This window comes from Nocardia sp. NPDC004604, assembly GCF_040609795.1.
Lineage (GTDB): Bacteria > Actinomycetota > Actinomycetes > Mycobacteriales > Mycobacteriaceae > Nocardia.
This window is the reverse complement of record NZ_JBEXLC010000002.1, coordinates 129,298-146,938: the sequence shown is the minus strand read 5'-3', so window position 1 is coordinate 146,938 and position 17,641 is coordinate 129,298. Positions and strand designations below refer to the sequence as shown.

Genomic DNA, 17,641 nt, shown 5'->3' with positions numbered 1-17,641 from the left:
GGTAGAGCTGGTTATCAACTTGATCATACGACCCGAGTGGACCGCGGTGTGGACACCCGGATGCAACTGCCCTGCCCTGGGGCGATCTCCCAGGACTCGCAGCCGACCCGAACTGCGGCCTGCTCCCGTTCCCCGTTTGGCGGCTCGCACCCGGCGCGCGGCTAGGGCACCAGCAGATACCACTCCGCGAACGGGCCCTGGATCGGCCACGTGTCGGCCATGATCTTGGCGGGTCCCATCCCCATCCACAGGTCCACGGTCACCGTGGCGCCCGGCGCCGCATCGGTGTGCACATACACCTCTTGCGACCGTGCGCCCGCAGAGCCGACCCAGCCCAGCATCACGTGATTGCCGCACGGCCCGCGCTGATAACCCAGTGGTGTCACGTGCGCCAGCACGTGGCCGGGCTGATGCGGTGCGGCCTCCACCGCCACGCTGATCGCGCCGGTACAGAAATTCGCATCGCCGAAGGTGTAGAGCGTGGTGCCGAGCGGCGCCCATTGCGGTAGCGGATCCGCCTGCGCTGGCGTCGCCAGTATTCCGCATACCAACGCACCGACCCCGGCCGTCGCCGCGACCCCCGCCGCTCGCCGCACTGTCATCAGTCGATGTCCTTCCCGCATAACGATATTCGCGGCCGTACTACCTGCTCCGGCAATATGGCCCGGATGGACCCCGCGACATCGCAGGGGCGCGTAGCGGAAGTCGTTCCGTCAGTTAGCGTATCGAACCAGATCGACCGCGTGAAGCGTTCTCGTAGACGCCGGGGCGTGGCGATCATCTCATCGAGATCCCTTGGCCGGTATCGGTTCTGCCCGATACCGGTGGCCCCGGCGGACACGTTCCACCATCCGGCCACGGTTCTTCCCCCTCGGTTCGTCTGGAATCGACTCGGCTGACCGGCGGGACGTTCGAGTCCGTGTCGGCCTCGCCTCGGAGCGTGATACCGAACTCGGCGGCCGACGCCGTTGCTACCGCGCGATCGGCCGGGGGTAGGGGCTGTGCATGGTCAGCCAGCGGATGTCGAGGTCCTGTTCGAGGTAGTCCATTCGGTTGTTCCAGAATGCCTGCAGGTGGGGCAGTGCCAGATGTCTGTCGAGGTCGGCTTTCGATCGCCATACCTCGTAGAAGACGAACGTGTCCGGGTCGTTCTTGTCCTCGTGGAAGTGGTACTCGAGTGCGCCGTCCTCGGCCCGAGTCGGTGTGACGAACGACAGCAGCAGTTCTCGGAGTTCGGCGGCGCGCTCCGGTTTGGGGCGGGCGAAACCGACCAAGGCATAGGGTGTGTCGACGGAAGGTACGAAATCTGTCATACCTCGGACGGTAGCGGGGCTCGAGGTACGATGCAAGCCATACCTTGTGTGAGGAGATTTCACCGTGTCGGACAGTGACGAACCGACCTTGGCGGATATGGATCTAGGCGCGGTGTTCTCCGCATTGGCGGACCGGCACCGTCGCAGGGTGGTACTCACCTTGTTGGCCGCGCCCGATGGAACCGAGCGGCATTGCAGCTCATTCGGTCTGCCGGTGTCGAAAGCCACGCTCACGCACCACTTTCGAGTATTGCGTCAGGCCGGTCTGATTCGTCAGGTGAATCGAGGCAACAGCAATATGGCCCAGTTGCGGCGGGGCGAGTTGGCGCAACGCTTCCCGGCCCTGATCGAACTTCTCCGCACCGAGATGCAGACCTCCACGGTGTCAGGCGATCACGACAGCACTTGACCGGGCCTGCCTCATTCGGTCCGGCCGAGTGCACGGTGCTGAACGAGGTGTCGTTTACCTTGTGCGAGAGCGGTATTCATGCCACCGCTCCGTAGCGGTCTGCACGGCTTCCTCGTCTTCGATTGCGTGCGCCCCAGAAGCACCGGCTGCTCCGAGAACCACCCCGTTATCGGTGATCAGGACGCCACCGGCGAATGGAATGAAGTCGCCGTCGTGGAGGTGTTGGATGCTGCCGCCCGCGCCAGGCCCGGCAGCATCCGCTGCTGCCGCTGAACGGTCGCGAGTCGCGTGGTCAGAGTATGGGTGCCTTGACCACTGGGCACGGGGTGGTCAGCAGTGCGGGATCGGTGGCGAGTCCGGAGGTGATGAGCGCGGTGGCGGCGAGATTGAGAACGTGGGTGTCGGTGATGTCGGATCGGATATCGCCGGTGGCGGCGCGGCGTTCGAATTCCTCGGCCGCTGCTCGCGCGTCGGAGATGTGCGGGTCGGTGGCAGTGCGATCCTTGGCGCCCGCCGATACGAACGCCTCCCAGATCAGCAAGTCGACTGAGCCGTCGAAGAGATCTTCCGCGTCCACTCCGCCGCGTATCGGGCGATCGAGCACTTGGGCGACCCGGTGCAAGACAAAGGTGGCCTGTTGAACGCCGAATGCAAGTGCGATGGTTCCCGCGCCGGCGCACCAGGGACGCCCTGCCTCACCGACTCGCTGTCGTCCGAGTCCACTTGCTGTGGGAGGGTTCGGGATGAACAGGGGCGCTTCGAATCCGAGTGCCACCGACCGGCCTGCCCGGAGGTCGGTCGCGAGACATGTGACGAGATCATCCAAGTCGCGGCCGCCGCTGGCGTCGATTCCGGCGATTCGCCACCAGCCGACATTCGCCAGTTTGCCGACATCGACCGCGGCGACAACCAAATTCTCCGGTCGCATGTCAGCACCATAGTCCCGAGTGCCCCGCAATCGGCTCGGCCGGACCGGTGCATCCACCCGAGCATTGCTCGATTCTGGCCGACGTAACCGTGCTCCGCACCACAATGCTCTTGCCGAGTGTTGCGGTAGCTGGTTGCGGTTGGCAATATTGGCTGCCGTATGCCGTTGGTTTCCGATTTCGCGTATGACAGTCTTGATGGCTTATCTGTTGGTGATGCGCTGGGTGCTCAGTTCTTCGTGCCCGGCTGCTCCGTAGCTGATCTCCTCGCGGGGCGACCGCCAGCGGCTCCGTGGCAGTGGACCGACGACACCGAGATGGCCTGTTCGGTGTACTCGGAAGTCCGTGGCCGCGGCTACGTCGACCGGGATGCGCTCGCGGCCGCATTCGCTGATCGGTGCGAACCGTATCGTGGCTACGGCGGCGGCACAGTCGTTGTGCTGCACGAGATTCGCGATGGGCGCCCCTGGGGCGAAGCGGCCGGAGCTGCTTTCGATGGGCGCGGATCGTGGGGAAACGGAGCCGCGATGCGGGTCGCCCCGCTCGGGGCGTACTTCGCTGGAGATCTGCGTCGAGCGGCCGCGCAGGCCGCGCTCTCCGCTGAGGTCACCCATCGGCACCCGGAAGCGATCGTAGGTGCCATGGTGGTTGCCGCCGCGGCGAGCCATGCTGCGGCGACGCGTGGAAAAGGCTGTGTACCAAGTGAATTACTGCACGTTGTCGAGCCGTATCTGGTCGATGGTCGGACCGCGGACGGTGTCCGGCGAGCTCGGAAGCTACTCGGCCGATCGGTAGCCGAAGCAGCTTACGAACTCGGCAACGGCGCGCAGGTCAGCGCTCAGGACACGGTGCCGTTCACGCTGTGGGCAGCGGCTACCTTCCTCGACGACTATCCGGCCGCCGTTACCGCATGCGTCGAGGCCGGTGGGGATGTGGACACAACGGCCGCGATCGTCGGTGGAATCGTGGCAGCACACACCGGGATCGGAAGTCGAGGCACGACGCGCGGAATACCGGAACAGTGGTTGTCGGCGCGTGAGCCCCTGCCCGACTGGGCGACAGCCTGACACCGATCATCAGCAAACGCTCGGTAGTGCCGCATATCGGTTGTCAGCTGGTCCGGGAATTCGTTTGCGACGGCGAGCCGAGTGTCCCGCCGATCATGAGGCAGATCATTCGATTGCTGTTGTCGGCCATGGCGGCGAACTGTCGACGTCGTTTGTTGATGAAGGCTGGCGTGTTCGGGCCGGTGCCTGTGTGTCGATCAGTTGGTTCGCAGTGGGACGCCGTCGTGGTGGGCTCCGATGACGATGCCGGCGAGGACGGCGGGTTCGTCGTGGTCGTTGCGGCAGCAGGCACTCGTCGAGCAGCCGAAATTCGTCGGCAAACCGCGCTGGGATTCACCCGTGAAGTCAATAGTAGAAAATTTCAACTTATAAGTAGTTTTTATCTACCTTCTGTGCGATACGATGGTGGTATGCGGAGCTACGACCAGTACTGTTCGATCGCCAAGGCGCTCGACGTTGTGGGAGACCGGTGGACGCTGCTGATCATTCGTGAGCTTCTGCTGCAGGGTTCGTGCCGCTTCACCGATCTGAAGAATGGGCTGCCCGGTGTCGCCGCCAACCTGTTGTCGACCCGACTGCGGGAGCTCGAACAGGTCGAACTGATCAGCCGAGAGGATGCGCCGCCGCCTGTAGCGACCACCCTCTATCGGCTCACCGAGACCGGACTGGCACTGGAGCCCGCGCTGAAGGCCTTGGGGCTCTGGGGTCTTCGCTATATGACGGATATGCGGCCCGAGGACGCCTTCCTGGCGCAATGGCTCGCCTACGCACCGGCTTGGTTCGTCGCCGACATCGATCCGGAGGCGCCGTCGGCGATCATTCAGCTCTGCTCGGGCGGTACACATGCCGTCGTCGAGGTCGGCGCGGGGCGGGTCGATTCGCGCATCGGTGAGGTCGCCGATCCCGACCTCATCCTCGATGGACCACCGCCCGCGGTGCTCGGAGTGCTCACGGGCGTGATCGATATCGAGCAGGCCATGCAGCTCGGGCTGACCACCCGTGGCCGCCGCGACGTGCTCACCCGTCTCCGCCCCGTCGGGAGGGAAACGGGCCATCCGTGAATTGCCCGGCGCAGGCGCCGGTACAACAAGAAAGAACGGATATGACAAATACACAAATCCCGGCCCAGTACGCGACCGGCGTGTCCCGGATCAACATCGAGCGAGCCCTCGTCGCGGCGGGAAAGGACCTCGATCGGCTCGAGGCTGCCGATCTCGCGCTACTCGAGGATTACCACGCCAGCGGACGCATCGCGACCCATCAGCTCGCGGAATTGCTCGACCTGACTCCCGCGACCGAGGTGCTCGATGCGGGCACCGGCATCGGTGGCACCGCCCGGTATCTCGCAGCCCGCTTCGGCTGCCGCGTCACCGGCGTCGATATGGTCGCCGAATACTGCGACACCGCGCGCTGGCTCAATCGCCTCGTGGGCATGGATGATCGGATCACCATCCGCCAGGCCGACGTAACCGAACTTCCTTTCGCTGCTTCCACTTTCGAGGTGGTAATCAGCCAGCACGTCCAGATGAACGTGGCCGACAAGGACCGGCTCTACCGCGAGGCACGCAGGGTTACCGCCGAGGGCGGCCGACTCGCCGTGTGGGACATCGTCGCCGGTGACGGCGGCGCGCTGGACTATCCGCTGCCCTGGGCGGAAGGACCCGAGCACAGTCACCTGGCCACTCCTGAGAAGTTGCGTGCGGTAATCGAGTCGGCCGGCTTCGCCGTCGAGCACTGGGCGGACCTCACCGCGACAACAGTGACAACGATGCGCACCGTGCTGGCGATGCCGCCCAGTCCGCTCGGACTGCACGCATTTGTGCCCAACTTCCGCGCAAGAGCCGAGCACCTCACCGATGCACTGGCCGACGGACGCCTGCGGGCCGTTCAGGCTGTCGCCAGGGCGAAGTAACGAACACGATCCGCGCCCGAGCCGGGGCTGCCGACCGGTCGAGAGAATTGCCGATTTCGGCAATGTCTCGACGCCAGAAAGTTCCGATCGTGGGCAGTATCCTCACCCGCATGGGCCGCCTTCGCTCGATTCTGGGCAGCACTCTGTTCGCGATCGTCGTGCCCGGCACGGTCGCGGGTCTGCTGCCCTGGTTGATCACGGGCTGGCACAGTTCGCACGTACCCGCGGCGCTCCGTCTGGTCGGTGCGGCTTTGATCGTCCTTGGGCTTCCGGTCCTGCTGGACGCCATCTACCGGTTCGCCATCGAAGGATCGGGCACGCCCGCACCGATCGCACCGACCCGACATCTGGTCGTCGGCGGCCCGAACCGCTTCGTCCGCAACCCGATGTACCTCGCGGTCGTGGCGATCGTCTTCGGCCAGGCGCTGCTCCTGGGCCAGTGGTCACTGGCCTGGTACGGGCTTATTGTCGCGGCGGGCCAAGCGCTGTTCGTTCGGTTCTATGAGGAACCCACCCTGCAGCGCGCATTCGGTGTCGAATACGAGCGGTACCGGGCGGCCGTACCCCCATGGGTACCTCGGCTCACACCGTGGCACCCGGATGAGGAGACGAGGTAGTCCGCTCGGCCTGGCGGGGATTTCGGCGCGGGACCGGGTAGGAGTACCGCACCGAGTCCGGGCCGAAGCGGCGGTTTCGAAGTCGCCGGATGCAACAGGTTGCGCAGTCCAGATGTGGTTGGCAGATAGGTGGCACCGTCCCTCTCGCGAACTACGCCAGGGTGTCTCTTACGAAGGGCTGCGGCGCTATCGTCCGGTTCAACGGCAGGATGGAGCCTGCGATGCTGACCTGATCGCTATCGGTCCAGGTTGTCTGCCCTGTCCCGCAGGTAACGCTGTTCGGGCAGGCTTGTGGTACGCCGGGCCGCTACTCGGTAGTTCGCTCGAGCTGCGGCGTATTCGCCTGCCTGCTCTTGTAGGTGGGCGCGGACGGCGTAGAGGCGGTGGTGACCGGTGATCCGGGGATCGCGGTCCAGTGTTTCCAGCAGTTCTAATCCGGCCTGAGGGCCGCGGGTCATCGCGACCGCGACAGCGTAATTGAGTGTAACCATGGGGTTCGGTGCGATCCGGCGGAGAATTCCGTACAGGATGCGAATCTGTTCCCAGTCGGTGTCCTCGGCTCGGGGCGCCTGGACGTGCAGCGCGGCGGTAGCTGCTTGAAGCTGGTACGGACCGAGCGGCGAGGAGGACATCGCATCGGTCACCAGCGCGACGCCTTCGTCGATCAGGGTGGCGTCCCACCGGTTCCGGTCTTGTTCGGCCAACGGTATGAGGGCCCCGCCTGGGCCGGTGCGGGCCGAACGGCGGGCGTCGGTCAGCAGCATCAGCGCCAGCAGCCCGGCGACTTCACCGTCGTCCGGCAAGGATCGGTGCAGCATGCGCGTGAGCCGGATCGCCTCTGCGGTGAGCTCACCGCGGTGCAGGTCGGGTCCGGAACTGGCGGTGTAGCCCTCGTTGAAGATCAGGTAGAGCACATGCAGGACCGCATCCAGCCGCTCAGCCCACTCCTGAGCACCCGGCATCGCGAACGACGCTCCGGTGGCCTTTATCCGCTGCTTGGCACGACTGATCCGCGGCCCCATGGTGGCCTCCGGCACGAGGAAAGCCCGCGCCACCTCGGCAGTGGTGAGTCCGCCGACCGCCCGCAACGTCAGCGCGACCTGCGAAGTAGGGGTCAACGCAGGGTGGCAGCACAGGAACAGCAGCGCGAGCGTGTCGTCCTGATCGCCGGAGTTTTCGTCGCCGGGCGGCGGCAGGAGGTCGGTGTCCGGCGTCTCCCGCATCGCTGCGGTGACCTCGCGGCGGCGGCGTGCCTGCTCACTGCGTACCTGATCGACCAGTCGGCGGGCGGCGACGGTGACCAGCCAGGACCGCGGGCTCTCCGGGATGCCTTCAACGGGCCACTGGGTCGCCGCGGCGAGCAACGCCTCCTGGACCGCGTCCTCGCACTCCTCGAACCCGCCGTAGCGGCGCAGCAGCGTGCCGAGGACCTGCGGCGCCAGTTCACGCAGCAGGTCCTCGAGCCGTTCGGGCGTGCTCACATCTCCATCCCGGCCGAGTCCATCAGCGGTCGCACCTCCACGCCGCCGATCTCACCGCTCGATATCAGGGTGGCCAGTTCCACGGCGCGCTCCCGGCTTTCGCAGTCGACCAAGTACTGGCCGGCGACATGATCCGGGGTCAGCAGATACGGCCCCTCGGTCACCGTCACCACGCTGTCCCGAACCCGTACCACGGCGCTGATGGACGGATCGGCGAATACGTAACCGCTGATCAGTTCCCCTGTCTGCTCGGCTGCGGCCAGGAACTGCTCGTGGTCGAACTCTGCTCCCGGTAGGGCCGCGGCGCTCAGATAGAGATTCAGTAGGAACTTCACCGCGTGCTCAGCCGTCGGCCGTGCCCGCGAAGACCACCGGCCGCACCTCGATGCCGAGGCCCTCGACGCCGGCGTCCGGGATGAGCGCCGCCAGCTCGAAGGCACGCTTCTGGCTGTCGCACTCCACCAGGTAGTAGCCGCCGAGGTACTCCTTGCTTTCGAGGTAGGGCCCGTCGGTCACAGCCGCGACGCCGCCCCGGACCCTGACCACCGCGCTCTGCGACGGGTCGGCCAGCGCGGTGGTGCTGATCATTTCCCCGGACTTCGTGATGGTTTCCATGAACGCGCCGTGGCCGCCCATCACCGCGTTGCGCTCCTCCTCCGTCAGCGCATCCCAGATCTGCGGGTTGCTGTGCATGATCAACAAGAACTTCACGTTGTCTCCTTCGATGGTCGGGCAGCGCCCCTCGGCGCCGTTCACCATCAAGTCGGAGCCGTTAGCGCATTCTTGCGGCACCGGACCGCAAAAATCTGCCGCCGACTCCGACTACCCCTCCGAAGAGCGCCCCACCTGGACGTTCCGAATTAACGGCGATCACCGGAGTATATGAATGAACCTGCCACGCATCGGCGTCAGCCTGCCGTACATCGACCCTTACGCCGGCCCCGACGCAGTCGTCATGGTGGCGCAGGCGACCGAACGGCTCGGATTCCACGCCGTGTCCGCCAGCGACCGGCTTCTGATCCCGACTGGAGAACACTGGAACAACGACGCCGGCCTGCCCGAGTCCCACGCCTGGGACTCACTGGAGATGCTGACCTGGGCGGCCGCGCACACCCGGCGGATCCGCATGACCACCGACATCGTGAACTCGATCTTCCAGCCGCCCATCATCCTGGCCCGCAGGCTGGCCACGCTCGACCGGCTGTCCGGGGGGCGGCTGGACGTCGGTGTCGGCCAGGGCGGCGGCACGCGGGTGCCGCCGTTCTACATCCCCGAGGAGTTCACCGCCGCAGGCGTGCCGGTCGGCCGCAGAGGAGCCGGATTCGTCGAGCACATCGCCGCGATGCGGGCCTGCTGGGCCCCCGACCCCGTCGAGTTCCGTGGTGAGCACTACCAGATCCCGCCGTCCATGGTCGGCCCGAAACCATCCGGAAACACCATCCCCCTGTTCATCGGCGCGATCACCCGCCAGACCATCGAACGGGCAGCCCGTATCGGAGACGGCTATATCACCACCGCTGTCGACTGGGACGACACCCATACACACGTCAGCTGGTACCGCGCCGCCGGCGGCACTGGCACCGTCGTGGTGAACGTGATCCCGGCCCGTCATCAACTCTCTCCCAGTGCCTTCACCGACGCCGTGCTCAACGAACTCGACCAGGCCGCGGCCGTCGGCGCTGATGAGATGCACATCGCGCTCCATCTCCTGTCCTCCGCCCCAGAGCAGCAGGTTGAACTGTTGGAAGCGCTTGCGGCCGAACTCGACCTGCCAACGTTCCCCCGGTGACAGACTCGACCTCATGTCCCATGGACGGCAGAATCGCATCGCTGGATCGGCTGGTTGCCTGAACTACATCCTGTCCGCCTACCTGGCCTCAGCCACATGACATCTCAACCATCGGCATGCCGATGTGTGTGCGTATTCCAGGGCGGACTTCAGCATCGGGCGGCTGCCGTGGTCGTAACCGGATGGTCGGGCCGGTACGACCCGCCGGACCAGCCGAGCCGAGGTCACGCTGTTGCCGCGGCCGTCGGCTGATACTGCAGGGGGAGGAGTGTCGGTACCACGGTGCGATGTCTGGGAGCGGTTGGCGGGCATACGTTTCCGGCATGCGAGTGGTGATAGTTGCGATGCTGGTTCTGATGTGCGGTGGGATCGGCGGTGGAATGGCCGAAGCGCAGCCTCCGCAAGCGGATCCGGGGCAGGAACAGGTGGCGTTCGACAGCGACGGGGTGACGCTGTACGGCACGGTCTATCGTCCCGCAGGTGCCGGGCAGCATCCGGGGATTGTGCTCGTCGGCGGATCGGGGCCGGGGCCGGGGGCGGAATACCGGCCAGAGGCAGAAGCCTTCGTGCGGGCGGGCATAACCACGCTGGTCGTGGACAAGCGCACGGTCGGATACTCCACTCGCCGCCGGAATTTCGGAGTGCTGGCCGACGATGCGCTCGCCGGGGTGCGGCTGCTGCGGAACCGACCCGATGTAGCTGCCGAGCATGTCGGGTTGTGGGGGTTCAGTGAGGGCGGCTGGGTGGCGATGCTGGCGGCGTCGCGGTCTACGACGGTGGGATTCGTGGTCACCATCGGTGGCTCCGGCGTGACACCCATGCGCACCCAGACCTGGCTTCTCGCGAATCTGCTACGGCACAAGGGTATTTCGGGAGGCCTGTCGGATGCGGTGAGCGGACCGGGCGCGGCCGTGGTCGACGGAGCCGGGGTGTTCCCGGAGGCGGACTACGACCCGCTGCCGGCGCTGCGGCAGGTGCGTGTGCCGGTGCTGGCCCTGTGGGGTGACCACGATATGAAGGTGCCGGGCGCCGAGAGTGCCACGATCTATCAGCGGGAACTCGCGACCGCAGGAAATCATTCGGTCACGACGCGTTTCGTGCCGAATGCCGGGCACAATGGGCATCGGACCACCGACGGCTTCGACAGGGTCGGGGGAGAGCTGTTCGAGGACAAGCCACTTGGCGAACTCGGCCCCGGCTATGCCGACGTGATCACCGACTGGATCCATTCGGTCGCCGCAGATCAGGCGCCGCCCAGCGGGGCCGCGCCGGCCCCGGCCCAGGCCATGAGCAGCCGCGCACCGGGCGACCACCCCGGTCTCGAGTACGCGGCGCTGGCCGCGCTGCTCCTCGGCTTCGCCGTCTACCCGCTGTCGACCATCGGGCGGATGATGCTGCGGCGCAAGCTATCCGGTGGTGCTCGGGAGGTTCGATGGGCGGCCCGGGCGGTGTCGGTCACCGGGCTTCTGGCGGCGCTGGGCGGCGTGGTCTATGTGGTGGGGATATTGGCGGTGGGTAGTCAGATGCCGCCGACGTCATTCGCGGCCGGGCAGCCGCTGCCTTGGCTGCTGGTGCGCGGGCTGACCTTGGCGGTGCCCGTGGCGGCAGTCGTCCTGGGAGTATCAGGGTGGCGGGCGCGAGGCCGGATGGATGCACTGCTGCGCTGGCAGACAATTGTGCTGTTCGCGGCGGCGGCGGCCTTTGTGCCGTGGGCGCTGCACTGGCAATTGCTCCCCAGATGAGCCGGTTTCAGTCGGAAACGTTCCGAATGCACTCTTCTGTTGCTGGGCGGGCGATCTGAGCAGTGAGATCCACTGCGGTGCAGACTGTCCGATCATGCCGCGGGACGCGCGTTCCCGTGGTGACAAACTCGACCTCATGTCGTATTGACGACAGAATTGCAGCTCTGGATCGGTTCGGTGGGCCACCTGAACTACATCCTGTCCGCCTACATGGTCGTCCACCGCCGTCGATCTCGGCGACGGTCAGAGTTCGAGCCTGACAAGCACATCGGCCTACGATCGTTGATATGGCCGCGGTGATCACGACAGTCGTGTTGGCGTTGATGTCCGAACCCTGCGCTTGTGTCCGGTGAGGCGGATCGGCCGTTCGTTCGGTTCCAGGCGGCTGCACCGAATCGGCGCGGCCGGTATCCGGGAGTCTTTGCGCTGGTCAACGGACTTGCGTCGGCGGGGCGCCTCAGTGCGGCGCAAGAGCGGTTCCGCCGCCGTGAAAATGCTTGGTATGAGGCCAATCTGACCGATCCAGGGCGTATCGATCCGTCTGTTTACGACCGGAAACGCCACCCGGATGCTGTGGCCTGGTTCAAATCCTCTGCCACCCATATGATCACGCGCGTCGGTGGCTATCTGGCCATCTTGGACAGCCACGGTGTCGGCTGGATCCACCTGGACTGCGATAGCCCGGGCACAATCGTCTATGACGATCCCCACCAGGTCATAGCCGAGCCTGTACTCCGTTGACGTGGCGTCACTGGATCAGGATCGGTGACCCGAGCCGTGATTGTCGGCGCGATGGTTGCCTGAGCCTGGCCAATCCACAGGTCAATGGATCTGGCACTGGCCAGATTCATTGAGACAGGACAGCTCGAGTCGGATTCGTGTAGGGCGCGGTTCCCTGGCGTCATGTCCTGTGACAGTAGATCTTCCTTGTTGTCAGTCGATCTTGCTCGTTCCCGCGTCTCTGTCAGTACAGTTTGCTCAACTGCCTGGTTCGAAGGTGTGGCAGGCGAACTCGCCGGGGTCTGGTCCTGCCTGGGCAAGCAATTCACCTGTTGTCGACCAGATGCCCGAACGTCCGGAGGTCCGTGTGAACCCACCGCCAGTCGAGCCGGCGAACGCTGCGGTGGCTGCCCACACGCCGTGCTCGGTGGCCACGTTGCGGGCGCGCTCGCCGTGGAGTGCCGCCTCCTCCGCGCTGTGCACCACACCGGCCACATAGCCGTGGATATCGAGCGCGGCAGTCCGCCGCGCGTGCTCGGCGATCCCGGTGTCTCGGCAGATGGCCAGGCCCAAACGCCAACCGTCGACTTCCAGTGCCGTCGGCTCGCCGGAACGGAAACGGTCGGACTCGCTGCCGTGCAGGTACACCTTCCGGTAGACGACCGACGCTCCGCGGTGATCGACGGCGAGAATACCGATCGACGGTCCCGGCGTCGGTGCCCCGACCAACGCGATCGTTCCGGTGTCCGCGCACGCGGCAACGATGGGAGCCAGCCGAATATCTTGCGGCGCAACAATGTCGGCATCCAGCTCATAGCCGGTCAGCGACATCTCCGGGAATACCACCACCCGTGCCCGCGCGGCCCGGATCAGCTCGACATGCGCCTGCACGTTGGCGGCTACCGCATGCGATACGCACCGAGGTTGCGCAACAGCGATCCGCAAGGCTTTCCGCACCGACCCCTCATTTCTCTTCTGTGACAGTGAATCTTGCTCGTTCCGCCAGTTCTGTCAGTACGGTTTGCCCGTTGTCGTGATCGTATCGCGCGGATGGTGGCCGATGCAGCTGTCGAATGGGGGCAGGCCTCTGCCGGTCTGGTTGAGGTGGACTTCGTCGATGTGGTCGGCGCCCAGCAGCGGCTGACGCTGTCCTCGTGCACAGCAGTGCGGTTCGAGGATGCGCGGCCGGTGTGCCGGGTTCCGCCATCGATCCTCAACAGACGCGGATTCGAGCAAGATCTAATGGCAAAATCGGCTGGTCCCAAGGCATCTCGGCAGTTTTGATCAGCGTCGTATTGCTAGTCAAGATTCCTCACCGCAGGTCAGAGGCACCCCGACGAGGACGAATCACTGACACAGGACACGTCAGGAAGTCCGGAACGCCCAGCGGTATGCGCCCGGGGTGGTGCCGACCTGAGCGCGAAAGCGGCGACGGAGGTTGACCGCAGAGGTGAGGCCGACGCGGGCCGCGATGGCTTCGACCGGTAGGTCCGTCTGTTCCAGCAGGGTGCGTGCCTCGGCGACCCGGCGCGACAACAACCATGCGCCCGGGCTCGTGCCGAGGTGATCGGTGAAGCGTCGGGCCAGTGTGCGGGGCGAGACGTTGGCGTGTGCGGCCAGATCGCGCACCGACAGCGGTGACCCCAAGCGTGTTTCGGCCCAGTCGAGGAGCCCGTCCAGTGCGTTCGTGGGCGCTGCGGGTGGGGCGTATTGTCGCTGGCCGCCGTCGCGGTGCAGCGGCATCACCATGTGTCGCGCGAGGAGGGCGGCGTGCGCGGCCCCGTGGTCCTTTCGGACCAGGTGCAGGCACAGGTCGATGCCCGCGCCCGCTCCGGCGCTGGTAGCGACATCGCCGTGGTCGACGTAGAGCATGTCCGGCTGCACGCGTATCCGGGGGAACTCCTGCTGCAGCTGCGTCGCGCGTGCCCAGTGTGTGGTCGCCGAGCGGCCGTCCAGCAGCCCGGTGCGGGCCAGCGCGAAAACTCCGGAGCAGATCGTGACCAGCCGCGCCCCACGGGCATGTGCCCGCAGCAGTGCGTGACGCACGGGCGGCGACAGCGGCGCCTGCACCGGCGCCCAGCCGGGTATGAGCACGGTATCCGCGGATGCGAGTGCCGAAAGGTCGTGTGCGACCGAGATCGCGTATCCGGCTGTCGTCGGCACCGGGCCGGGTTCTTCCGTGCACACCTCGAACTCGTAGTGCTGCGGCAGCTCGGCCCGCTCGGTGCCGAATACCTCGACGGCGCAGCCGAGTTCGAACGTTGACTGCACCGGCCGCACCAGGGCCACCACGCGATGCATGGCAGAAATGTACCCCTTGATGTCGTATCGGACACTTTCCGGCGCCGCTCGCGAACGGCACCGTTGCAGGCATGCACCCCGAGATCCTTGCCCAGGAGGGCTACACCTCTGTTTCCATCGATGAATCCCCGGTCCGCGACCTCTTCCCAGGGATCCGCGTCCGCCCGCTGTGGACCGGGCCCTCCGGTGCGCACGCCAACATGCTGGAGATGGATCCGGGCACATCCTGGCCGCGCCGCGATGTCCACGACCCCGGCCCGGAGGAGGTTTTCGTGGTCGCGGGCACATTCAATGACGGCGCCCGCGACTACCCGGCCGGGACTTTCCTGCACGCCCCGGCCGGTTCCTGGCATGTTCCGGCAACCACGACCGGCTGCACCCTGTTCGTGTTCTATCCGGAAGGCTAGAACACGACAATGCCCCACGCCCCCGTGGGCTCGAGAGGATCCCGCCTTCAACCGCCCCATCCAATTACATTGCTGCGCTACCCCCTCCGGCTGCTCGCCGAGCGTGGTCATAGGGCTGTCGAATCGGCCTGGGCGAGAACCATTCGACTACGTTCGACAGATCTCGGACCCAGGGGCGGATACGGCAAGGGTTATGTGGATGCGGTACTACTCGGACGTTGGCGAGCAGGTCGAGCATTCGTTGCCGCGAGATCATTTGCGCTGCAACGGTTGTTGTAGTGCTCGGGTGATCTGCCTGGCGTCATTGTCGCGTGCACCTGCGTTCGGGTCAGGTGCTTCCGATCAGGTGGGCAGGTCGCGAATCAGCACGTCGAATGTGGGGGCGTCGGGCCAGCTCGGTTTGGTGATCCCCGCGCGGGTCCAACCCCAGGTTCGGTAGGCGCGGTAGGCGCGCCTGTTGTCGGGCTCGACCAACAGTGTTGAACGCTTTTCGTGCCGACTACCCAGCAACTCGTCGTGCAGTGCTCGGGCCAAGCCGCGACCAGTGTAGTTCGCGCACACCATGATTTCGGATAGTGCGAATGTTCGGGTGCCATCTTCATTGGTGAAAGCGGCGCGGTCGTAGATCGCGTCGTCTGGTTGAAAGTTGTTCCACCAGGGGGCATTTGGGCTGAGTGACCATCCCCATGTTTGTCCGGCTGGCTGCCCGTCCTGGAACGCGATGACCATCGCGAAGGCGCTGGCGCGCGCCGGGCTGGTGTAGGTGTCGAAGCGATGCATGAACTGGTCCGGCGAGTCGAACGGATCGCCGGATGCGATGGCGTCCATATAGGAACGGCGATAGATGTCCGCGACGGTCACACGGAGGTCGCGAGCCTGCGCGGCATCGATGTGCTGGAATTCGACTCGATCGGGCAGCTTCATGCGGTGATCGCTGTCTGTGAAAGGGTGTCGAATCGCTGTCCGAACTCGACCCCGGCGGACAGACTGGCGGTGGCGCGCCGGACCGGCTCGAGGACCCTCACGGTACGAGGCGACGAAACAGTGTTGCCCAGGTGCTCAACCACGGGCATCGCTTCGGCAAGTGCCCCGATGAAGTCCCCGGCCGCAGCTCGCGCCGACGCCAACCATGCCCGCGCGTTCACTGAATTCCGAACGGAAGCCTGCTCGCTAACCGTGGCCTCCAGCAGATCCACCGCCTTCGCCAGGTCGCCGACCCGTCCATATCCCCGAGCCTCGTGCCCGCGGACTTCGGCGTGGCCCACGAACCGAAGCCAAGCCGGGCATTCCTCGATCGGCTCGTGTTCCACAGCCTGGTCCACCTCACGCCACGCTGTGGCAATCGCACGCTCGAAAGCATTGCGATCCCCGAGTAGTCCGAGTGCCTGGGCCTGTCGGATCGCGATGAGGGCATGGATTCGTCCAGAAGGCCTGCCTCGCATGAGATCTCGCGCTCGATCGACCAGTTGCAGCGCATGATGTGGGCTCGCCTGTCCGATCTGGGTGAGCGCGATCGACTGATTCGCCGCATATAAGCACGTGTGCGCGGTCAGATCGTTGTCGTCTGCCTGACTCGCCAGCGCCATGGCATCGGAGTAGCAGCGGCGCGCGAGCGGATGCATATCCGCGTCGAATGCCAGCCATCCGGCCAACACCGCGAGTTCGCCTGCCGCACTAGCGAATGCGTCGGCTGTAGCCGCATCGAACGCGCACGTTTCCAGCTGGTTCTTGGCGCGGGCCAGCCCTTCCACGGCGTAGCTCACCAGCGGTGCTCCGCCAGCTCGCTGGTCCTCATTCTCCAACTGACCGACGCGTTCGAGCAGGCGCTGCGCATCGGACATGCCGAGCCGGTCTCCGTCGAGATCCCACGAATCCAGAACCACAGCAGCGCCAGTTGCCGCCGCCAACCTACCGAACTCTCGCCGTTTCACGTCACCATCGACTTCCCACGCATAGACACCGAGTGAGCTGCCAGACCGGCCGGTTACCGCATCGGCCTGATACCTGCCAGGATGCACCGAAACGGCCGAACGTGCGTTGGTGACGGCCGCCCAAAACCGTTCGGCTTGGTCGTCGTTCAGCCGCGCCAGTTGGGTATCGAGGTCTAGTGCGGACTTGCCGCGTACTGGACGGGCACCTAGCGCACGTTCCCACTTCCGCACGGTGACCGGCTGGTATCCAACCTGTTCCGCGAATGCTTCCTGTGTGAGCCGCAGAGCGGCAAGGCGAAGGGCCTTGACTTCAACACCGGTCCAATTGGTAACGATCATCGACACCCCCTGTTCGCGCCAACAACGTTCGGTATCAGAAGCGTATTACTTGTGTGCGGTTCTGTGTCTGGGATCGAACTAGCTGGTCGGCGACGCTTTATGGGCATTCGGTGCAGGGGTGTTCGCGCCCGCCCGCTGATCCGCTCGCGGTGGCTGGTGTCGGATGCATCGACCGCATCTGAAAGGGGATGAACAATGACGAATTCCCAACTGCCGCAGCGAGAGCCGTTTGTTGGGCCGCCAGCCGCATACGAGGGTATTGCGCCCGATGTGGTCGAGCGGTTCGCGGATGCCGTCCGGGAGTGGGCCGACCGATCTCTACTCGCAGAGTCGTCTCGGTGCTGGGGAGTCGATAGGAACCGCGAGGGGGTGTGATGCGCCGAGATAGGTTGCGTACCACGCAAACCCGGGATGGTCGCAAGGTTGCGGTGTGGCGATTGGCGGGGTGTGCGGCACGGATCCTGCGCGTGCAGTTCACGGCCGAGTCGTTCACTGCTTATTGCTTGCCGTCGCGCGCGCAGTTCACGGCGGTGCAACCCGGAACGGTCATGTTCGACCCGTATCCCGATCTGGCTGCCGCTCGGGAGTTGCTCCCGAAACATACGGACCTGTGGGACGCGCTTCGTGACGACTACTGGGCCGCGCTGGTGGATTTGCAGGATCTGCCCAACCCATTGGAGGCGTAGG

General features: G+C 65.5%; 21 protein-coding genes. 10 read left to right on the top strand and 11 right to left on the bottom strand.

Annotated elements, in window-relative coordinates:
- Nucleotides 1-161 precede the first annotated feature (161 nt).
- Nucleotides 162-602 carry a hypothetical protein gene (locus ABZW16_RS02025; RefSeq protein WP_354951187.1) on the bottom strand — a complete coding sequence of 147 codons (441 nt, stop codon included), beginning with the start codon at nt 600-602 and terminating at the stop codon, nt 162-164.
- A gap of 369 nt (nt 603-971) precedes the next feature.
- Nucleotides 972-1,313 carry a putative quinol monooxygenase gene (locus tag ABZW16_RS02020; RefSeq protein ID WP_354951185.1) on the bottom strand — a complete coding sequence of 114 codons (342 nt, stop codon included), beginning with the start codon at nt 1,311-1,313 and terminating at the stop codon, nt 972-974.
- A gap of 64 nt (nt 1,314-1,377) precedes the next feature.
- Here ABZW16_RS02020 and ABZW16_RS02015 point away from each other — a divergent pair, with 64 nt between their 5' ends.
- Entirely contained in the window at nt 1,378-1,722 is a 345-nt protein-coding gene (locus ABZW16_RS02015) for an ArsR family transcriptional regulator (RefSeq protein WP_354951183.1), read from the top strand.
- Between the two features lie 54 nt (nt 1,723-1,776).
- On the opposite strand, the gene ABZW16_RS02010 is transcribed toward ABZW16_RS02015, so the two are convergent.
- Nucleotides 1,777-1,950, bottom strand: coding sequence for a heme-binding protein (locus ABZW16_RS02010; protein WP_354951299.1), 174 nt, complete (start codon nt 1,948-1,950; stop codon nt 1,777-1,779).
- 64 nt (nt 1,951-2,014) lie between these two features.
- Nucleotides 2,015-2,650, bottom strand: a complete 636-nt coding sequence (locus ABZW16_RS02005) for a hypothetical protein (RefSeq protein ID WP_354951181.1) — start codon at nt 2,648-2,650, stop codon at nt 2,015-2,017.
- A 159-nt stretch (nt 2,651-2,809) separates the two neighbouring features.
- On the opposite strand from ABZW16_RS02005, the gene ABZW16_RS02000 reads away from it, so the two are divergent.
- The 4 genes from ABZW16_RS02000 (at nt 2,810) to ABZW16_RS01985 (ending at nt 6,244) form a co-directional block, all read left to right on the top strand.
- Nucleotides 2,810-3,715: an ADP-ribosylglycohydrolase family protein gene (locus ABZW16_RS02000; RefSeq protein WP_354951179.1), complete on the top strand. Its 906-nt coding sequence runs from the start codon at nt 2,810-2,812 to the stop codon at nt 3,713-3,715.
- A gap of 95 nt (nt 3,716-3,810) precedes the next feature.
- Nucleotides 3,811-4,776, top strand: coding sequence for a helix-turn-helix domain-containing protein (locus ABZW16_RS01995; protein WP_354951177.1), 966 nt, complete (start codon nt 3,811-3,813; stop codon nt 4,774-4,776).
- A 41-nt stretch (nt 4,777-4,817) separates the two neighbouring features.
- A complete protein-coding gene (locus ABZW16_RS01990) occupies nt 4,818-5,627 on the top strand; it encodes a class I SAM-dependent methyltransferase (protein WP_354951176.1) in 810 nt (269 codons plus the stop codon).
- A gap of 89 nt (nt 5,628-5,716) precedes the next feature.
- A complete protein-coding gene (locus tag ABZW16_RS01985; RefSeq protein WP_354951174.1) occupies nt 5,717-6,244 on the top strand; it encodes an isoprenylcysteine carboxylmethyltransferase family protein in 528 nt (175 codons plus the stop codon).
- A 236-nt stretch (nt 6,245-6,480) separates the two neighbouring features.
- On the opposite strand, the gene ABZW16_RS01980 is transcribed toward ABZW16_RS01985, so the two are convergent.
- The 3 genes from ABZW16_RS01980 to ABZW16_RS01970 are packed head-to-tail and all read right to left on the bottom strand — an operon-like array spanning nt 6,481 to nt 8,436.
- Nucleotides 6,481-7,725, bottom strand: coding sequence for an RNA polymerase sigma factor (locus ABZW16_RS01980; RefSeq protein ID WP_354951172.1), 1,245 nt, complete (start codon nt 7,723-7,725; stop codon nt 6,481-6,483).
- Nucleotides 7,722-8,060 carry a hypothetical protein gene (locus ABZW16_RS01975; RefSeq protein ID WP_354951170.1) on the bottom strand — a complete coding sequence of 113 codons (339 nt, stop codon included), beginning with the start codon at nt 8,058-8,060 and terminating at the stop codon, nt 7,722-7,724. The genes ABZW16_RS01980 and ABZW16_RS01975 overlap by 4 nt, the downstream gene beginning before the upstream one ends.
- A 7-nt stretch (nt 8,061-8,067) precedes the next feature.
- A complete protein-coding gene (locus tag ABZW16_RS01970; protein WP_354951168.1) occupies nt 8,068-8,436 on the bottom strand; it encodes a YciI family protein in 369 nt (122 codons plus the stop codon).
- Between the two features lie 175 nt (nt 8,437-8,611).
- Here ABZW16_RS01970 and ABZW16_RS01965 point away from each other — a divergent pair, with 175 nt between their 5' ends.
- The 3 genes from ABZW16_RS01965 to ABZW16_RS01955 all read left to right on the top strand — a co-directional run bounded on the left by ABZW16_RS01965 (nt 8,612) and on the right by ABZW16_RS01955 (nt 11,997).
- Nucleotides 8,612-9,514 (top strand): TIGR03619 family F420-dependent LLM class oxidoreductase, encoded by a 903-nt coding sequence (locus ABZW16_RS01965; protein ID WP_354951166.1) that lies wholly within the window; start codon nt 8,612-8,614, stop codon nt 9,512-9,514.
- 323 nt (nt 9,515-9,837) lie between these two features.
- The gene (locus ABZW16_RS01960; RefSeq protein WP_354951164.1) at nt 9,838-11,256 is read left to right on the top strand and encodes a prolyl oligopeptidase family serine peptidase; all 1,419 of its coding nucleotides are present in this window, start codon (nt 9,838-9,840) and stop codon (nt 11,254-11,256) included.
- A 342-nt stretch (nt 11,257-11,598) separates the two neighbouring features.
- Nucleotides 11,599-11,997 carry a hypothetical protein gene (locus ABZW16_RS01955; RefSeq protein ID WP_354951162.1) on the top strand — a complete coding sequence of 133 codons (399 nt, stop codon included), beginning with the start codon at nt 11,599-11,601 and terminating at the stop codon, nt 11,995-11,997.
- A gap of 237 nt (nt 11,998-12,234) precedes the next feature.
- Here the strand turns inward: ABZW16_RS01955 and ABZW16_RS01950 are convergent, their stop codons facing one another.
- Entirely contained in the window at nt 12,235-12,933 is a 699-nt protein-coding gene (locus ABZW16_RS01950) for a carbon-nitrogen hydrolase family protein (RefSeq protein WP_354951160.1), read from the bottom strand.
- A 408-nt stretch (nt 12,934-13,341) separates the two neighbouring features.
- Nucleotides 13,342-14,277 carry a helix-turn-helix domain-containing protein gene (locus ABZW16_RS01945; RefSeq protein ID WP_354951158.1) on the bottom strand — a complete coding sequence of 312 codons (936 nt, stop codon included), beginning with the start codon at nt 14,275-14,277 and terminating at the stop codon, nt 13,342-13,344.
- 71 nt (nt 14,278-14,348) lie between these two features.
- Here ABZW16_RS01945 and ABZW16_RS01940 point away from each other — a divergent pair, with 71 nt between their 5' ends.
- Nucleotides 14,349-14,684: a cupin domain-containing protein gene (locus ABZW16_RS01940; RefSeq protein ID WP_354951156.1), complete on the top strand. Its 336-nt coding sequence runs from the start codon at nt 14,349-14,351 to the stop codon at nt 14,682-14,684.
- Nucleotides 14,685-15,026: 342 nt separating this feature from the next.
- Here the strand turns inward: ABZW16_RS01940 and ABZW16_RS01935 are convergent, their stop codons facing one another.
- Nucleotides 15,027-15,608, bottom strand: coding sequence for a GNAT family N-acetyltransferase (locus tag ABZW16_RS01935; protein ID WP_354951154.1), 582 nt, complete (start codon nt 15,606-15,608; stop codon nt 15,027-15,029).
- Entirely contained in the window at nt 15,605-16,954 is a 1,350-nt protein-coding gene (locus tag ABZW16_RS01930) for a hypothetical protein (protein WP_354951152.1), read from the bottom strand. Before ABZW16_RS01930 ends, ABZW16_RS01935 begins: the two co-directional genes overlap by 4 nt.
- A gap of 467 nt (nt 16,955-17,421) precedes the next feature.
- Here ABZW16_RS01930 and ABZW16_RS01925 point away from each other — a divergent pair, with 467 nt between their 5' ends.
- The gene (locus tag ABZW16_RS01925) at nt 17,422-17,640 is read left to right on the top strand and encodes a hypothetical protein (protein ID WP_354951150.1); all 219 of its coding nucleotides are present in this window, start codon (nt 17,422-17,424) and stop codon (nt 17,638-17,640) included.
- The last annotated feature ends 1 nt before the right edge of the window (nt 17,641 follow it).

Excerpts from the sequence above, each read along its gene's own strand:
- ABZW16_RS01960 (WP_354951164.1), top strand. The coding sequence starts at position 9,838 with ATGCGAGTGGTGATAGTTGCGATGCTGGTTCTGATGTGCGGTGGGATC.
- ABZW16_RS01935 (WP_354951154.1), bottom strand. The coding sequence starts at position 15,608 with ATGAAGCTGCCCGATCGAGTCGAATTCCAGCACATCGATGCCGCGCAG.
- ABZW16_RS02020 (WP_354951185.1), bottom strand. The coding sequence starts at position 1,313 with ATGACAGATTTCGTACCTTCCGTCGACACACCCTATGCCTTGGTCGGT.
- ABZW16_RS01940 (WP_354951156.1), top strand. The coding sequence starts at position 14,349 with ATGCACCCCGAGATCCTTGCCCAGGAGGGCTACACCTCTGTTTCCATC.
- ABZW16_RS01995 (WP_354951177.1), top strand. The coding sequence starts at position 3,811 with ATGAGGCAGATCATTCGATTGCTGTTGTCGGCCATGGCGGCGAACTGT.
- ABZW16_RS01930 (WP_354951152.1), bottom strand. The coding sequence starts at position 16,954 with ATGATCGTTACCAATTGGACCGGTGTTGAAGTCAAGGCCCTTCGCCTT.
- ABZW16_RS01965 (WP_354951166.1), top strand. The coding sequence starts at position 8,612 with ATGAACCTGCCACGCATCGGCGTCAGCCTGCCGTACATCGACCCTTAC.
- ABZW16_RS01945 (WP_354951158.1), bottom strand. The coding sequence starts at position 14,277 with ATGCATCGCGTGGTGGCCCTGGTGCGGCCGGTGCAGTCAACGTTCGAA.
- ABZW16_RS02025 (WP_354951187.1), bottom strand. The coding sequence starts at position 602 with ATGACAGTGCGGCGAGCGGCGGGGGTCGCGGCGACGGCCGGGGTCGGT.
- ABZW16_RS01990 (WP_354951176.1), top strand. The coding sequence starts at position 4,818 with ATGACAAATACACAAATCCCGGCCCAGTACGCGACCGGCGTGTCCCGG.
- ABZW16_RS02005 (WP_354951181.1), bottom strand. The coding sequence starts at position 2,650 with ATGCGACCGGAGAATTTGGTTGTCGCCGCGGTCGATGTCGGCAAACTG.
- ABZW16_RS02000 (WP_354951179.1), top strand. The coding sequence starts at position 2,810 with ATGCCGTTGGTTTCCGATTTCGCGTATGACAGTCTTGATGGCTTATCT.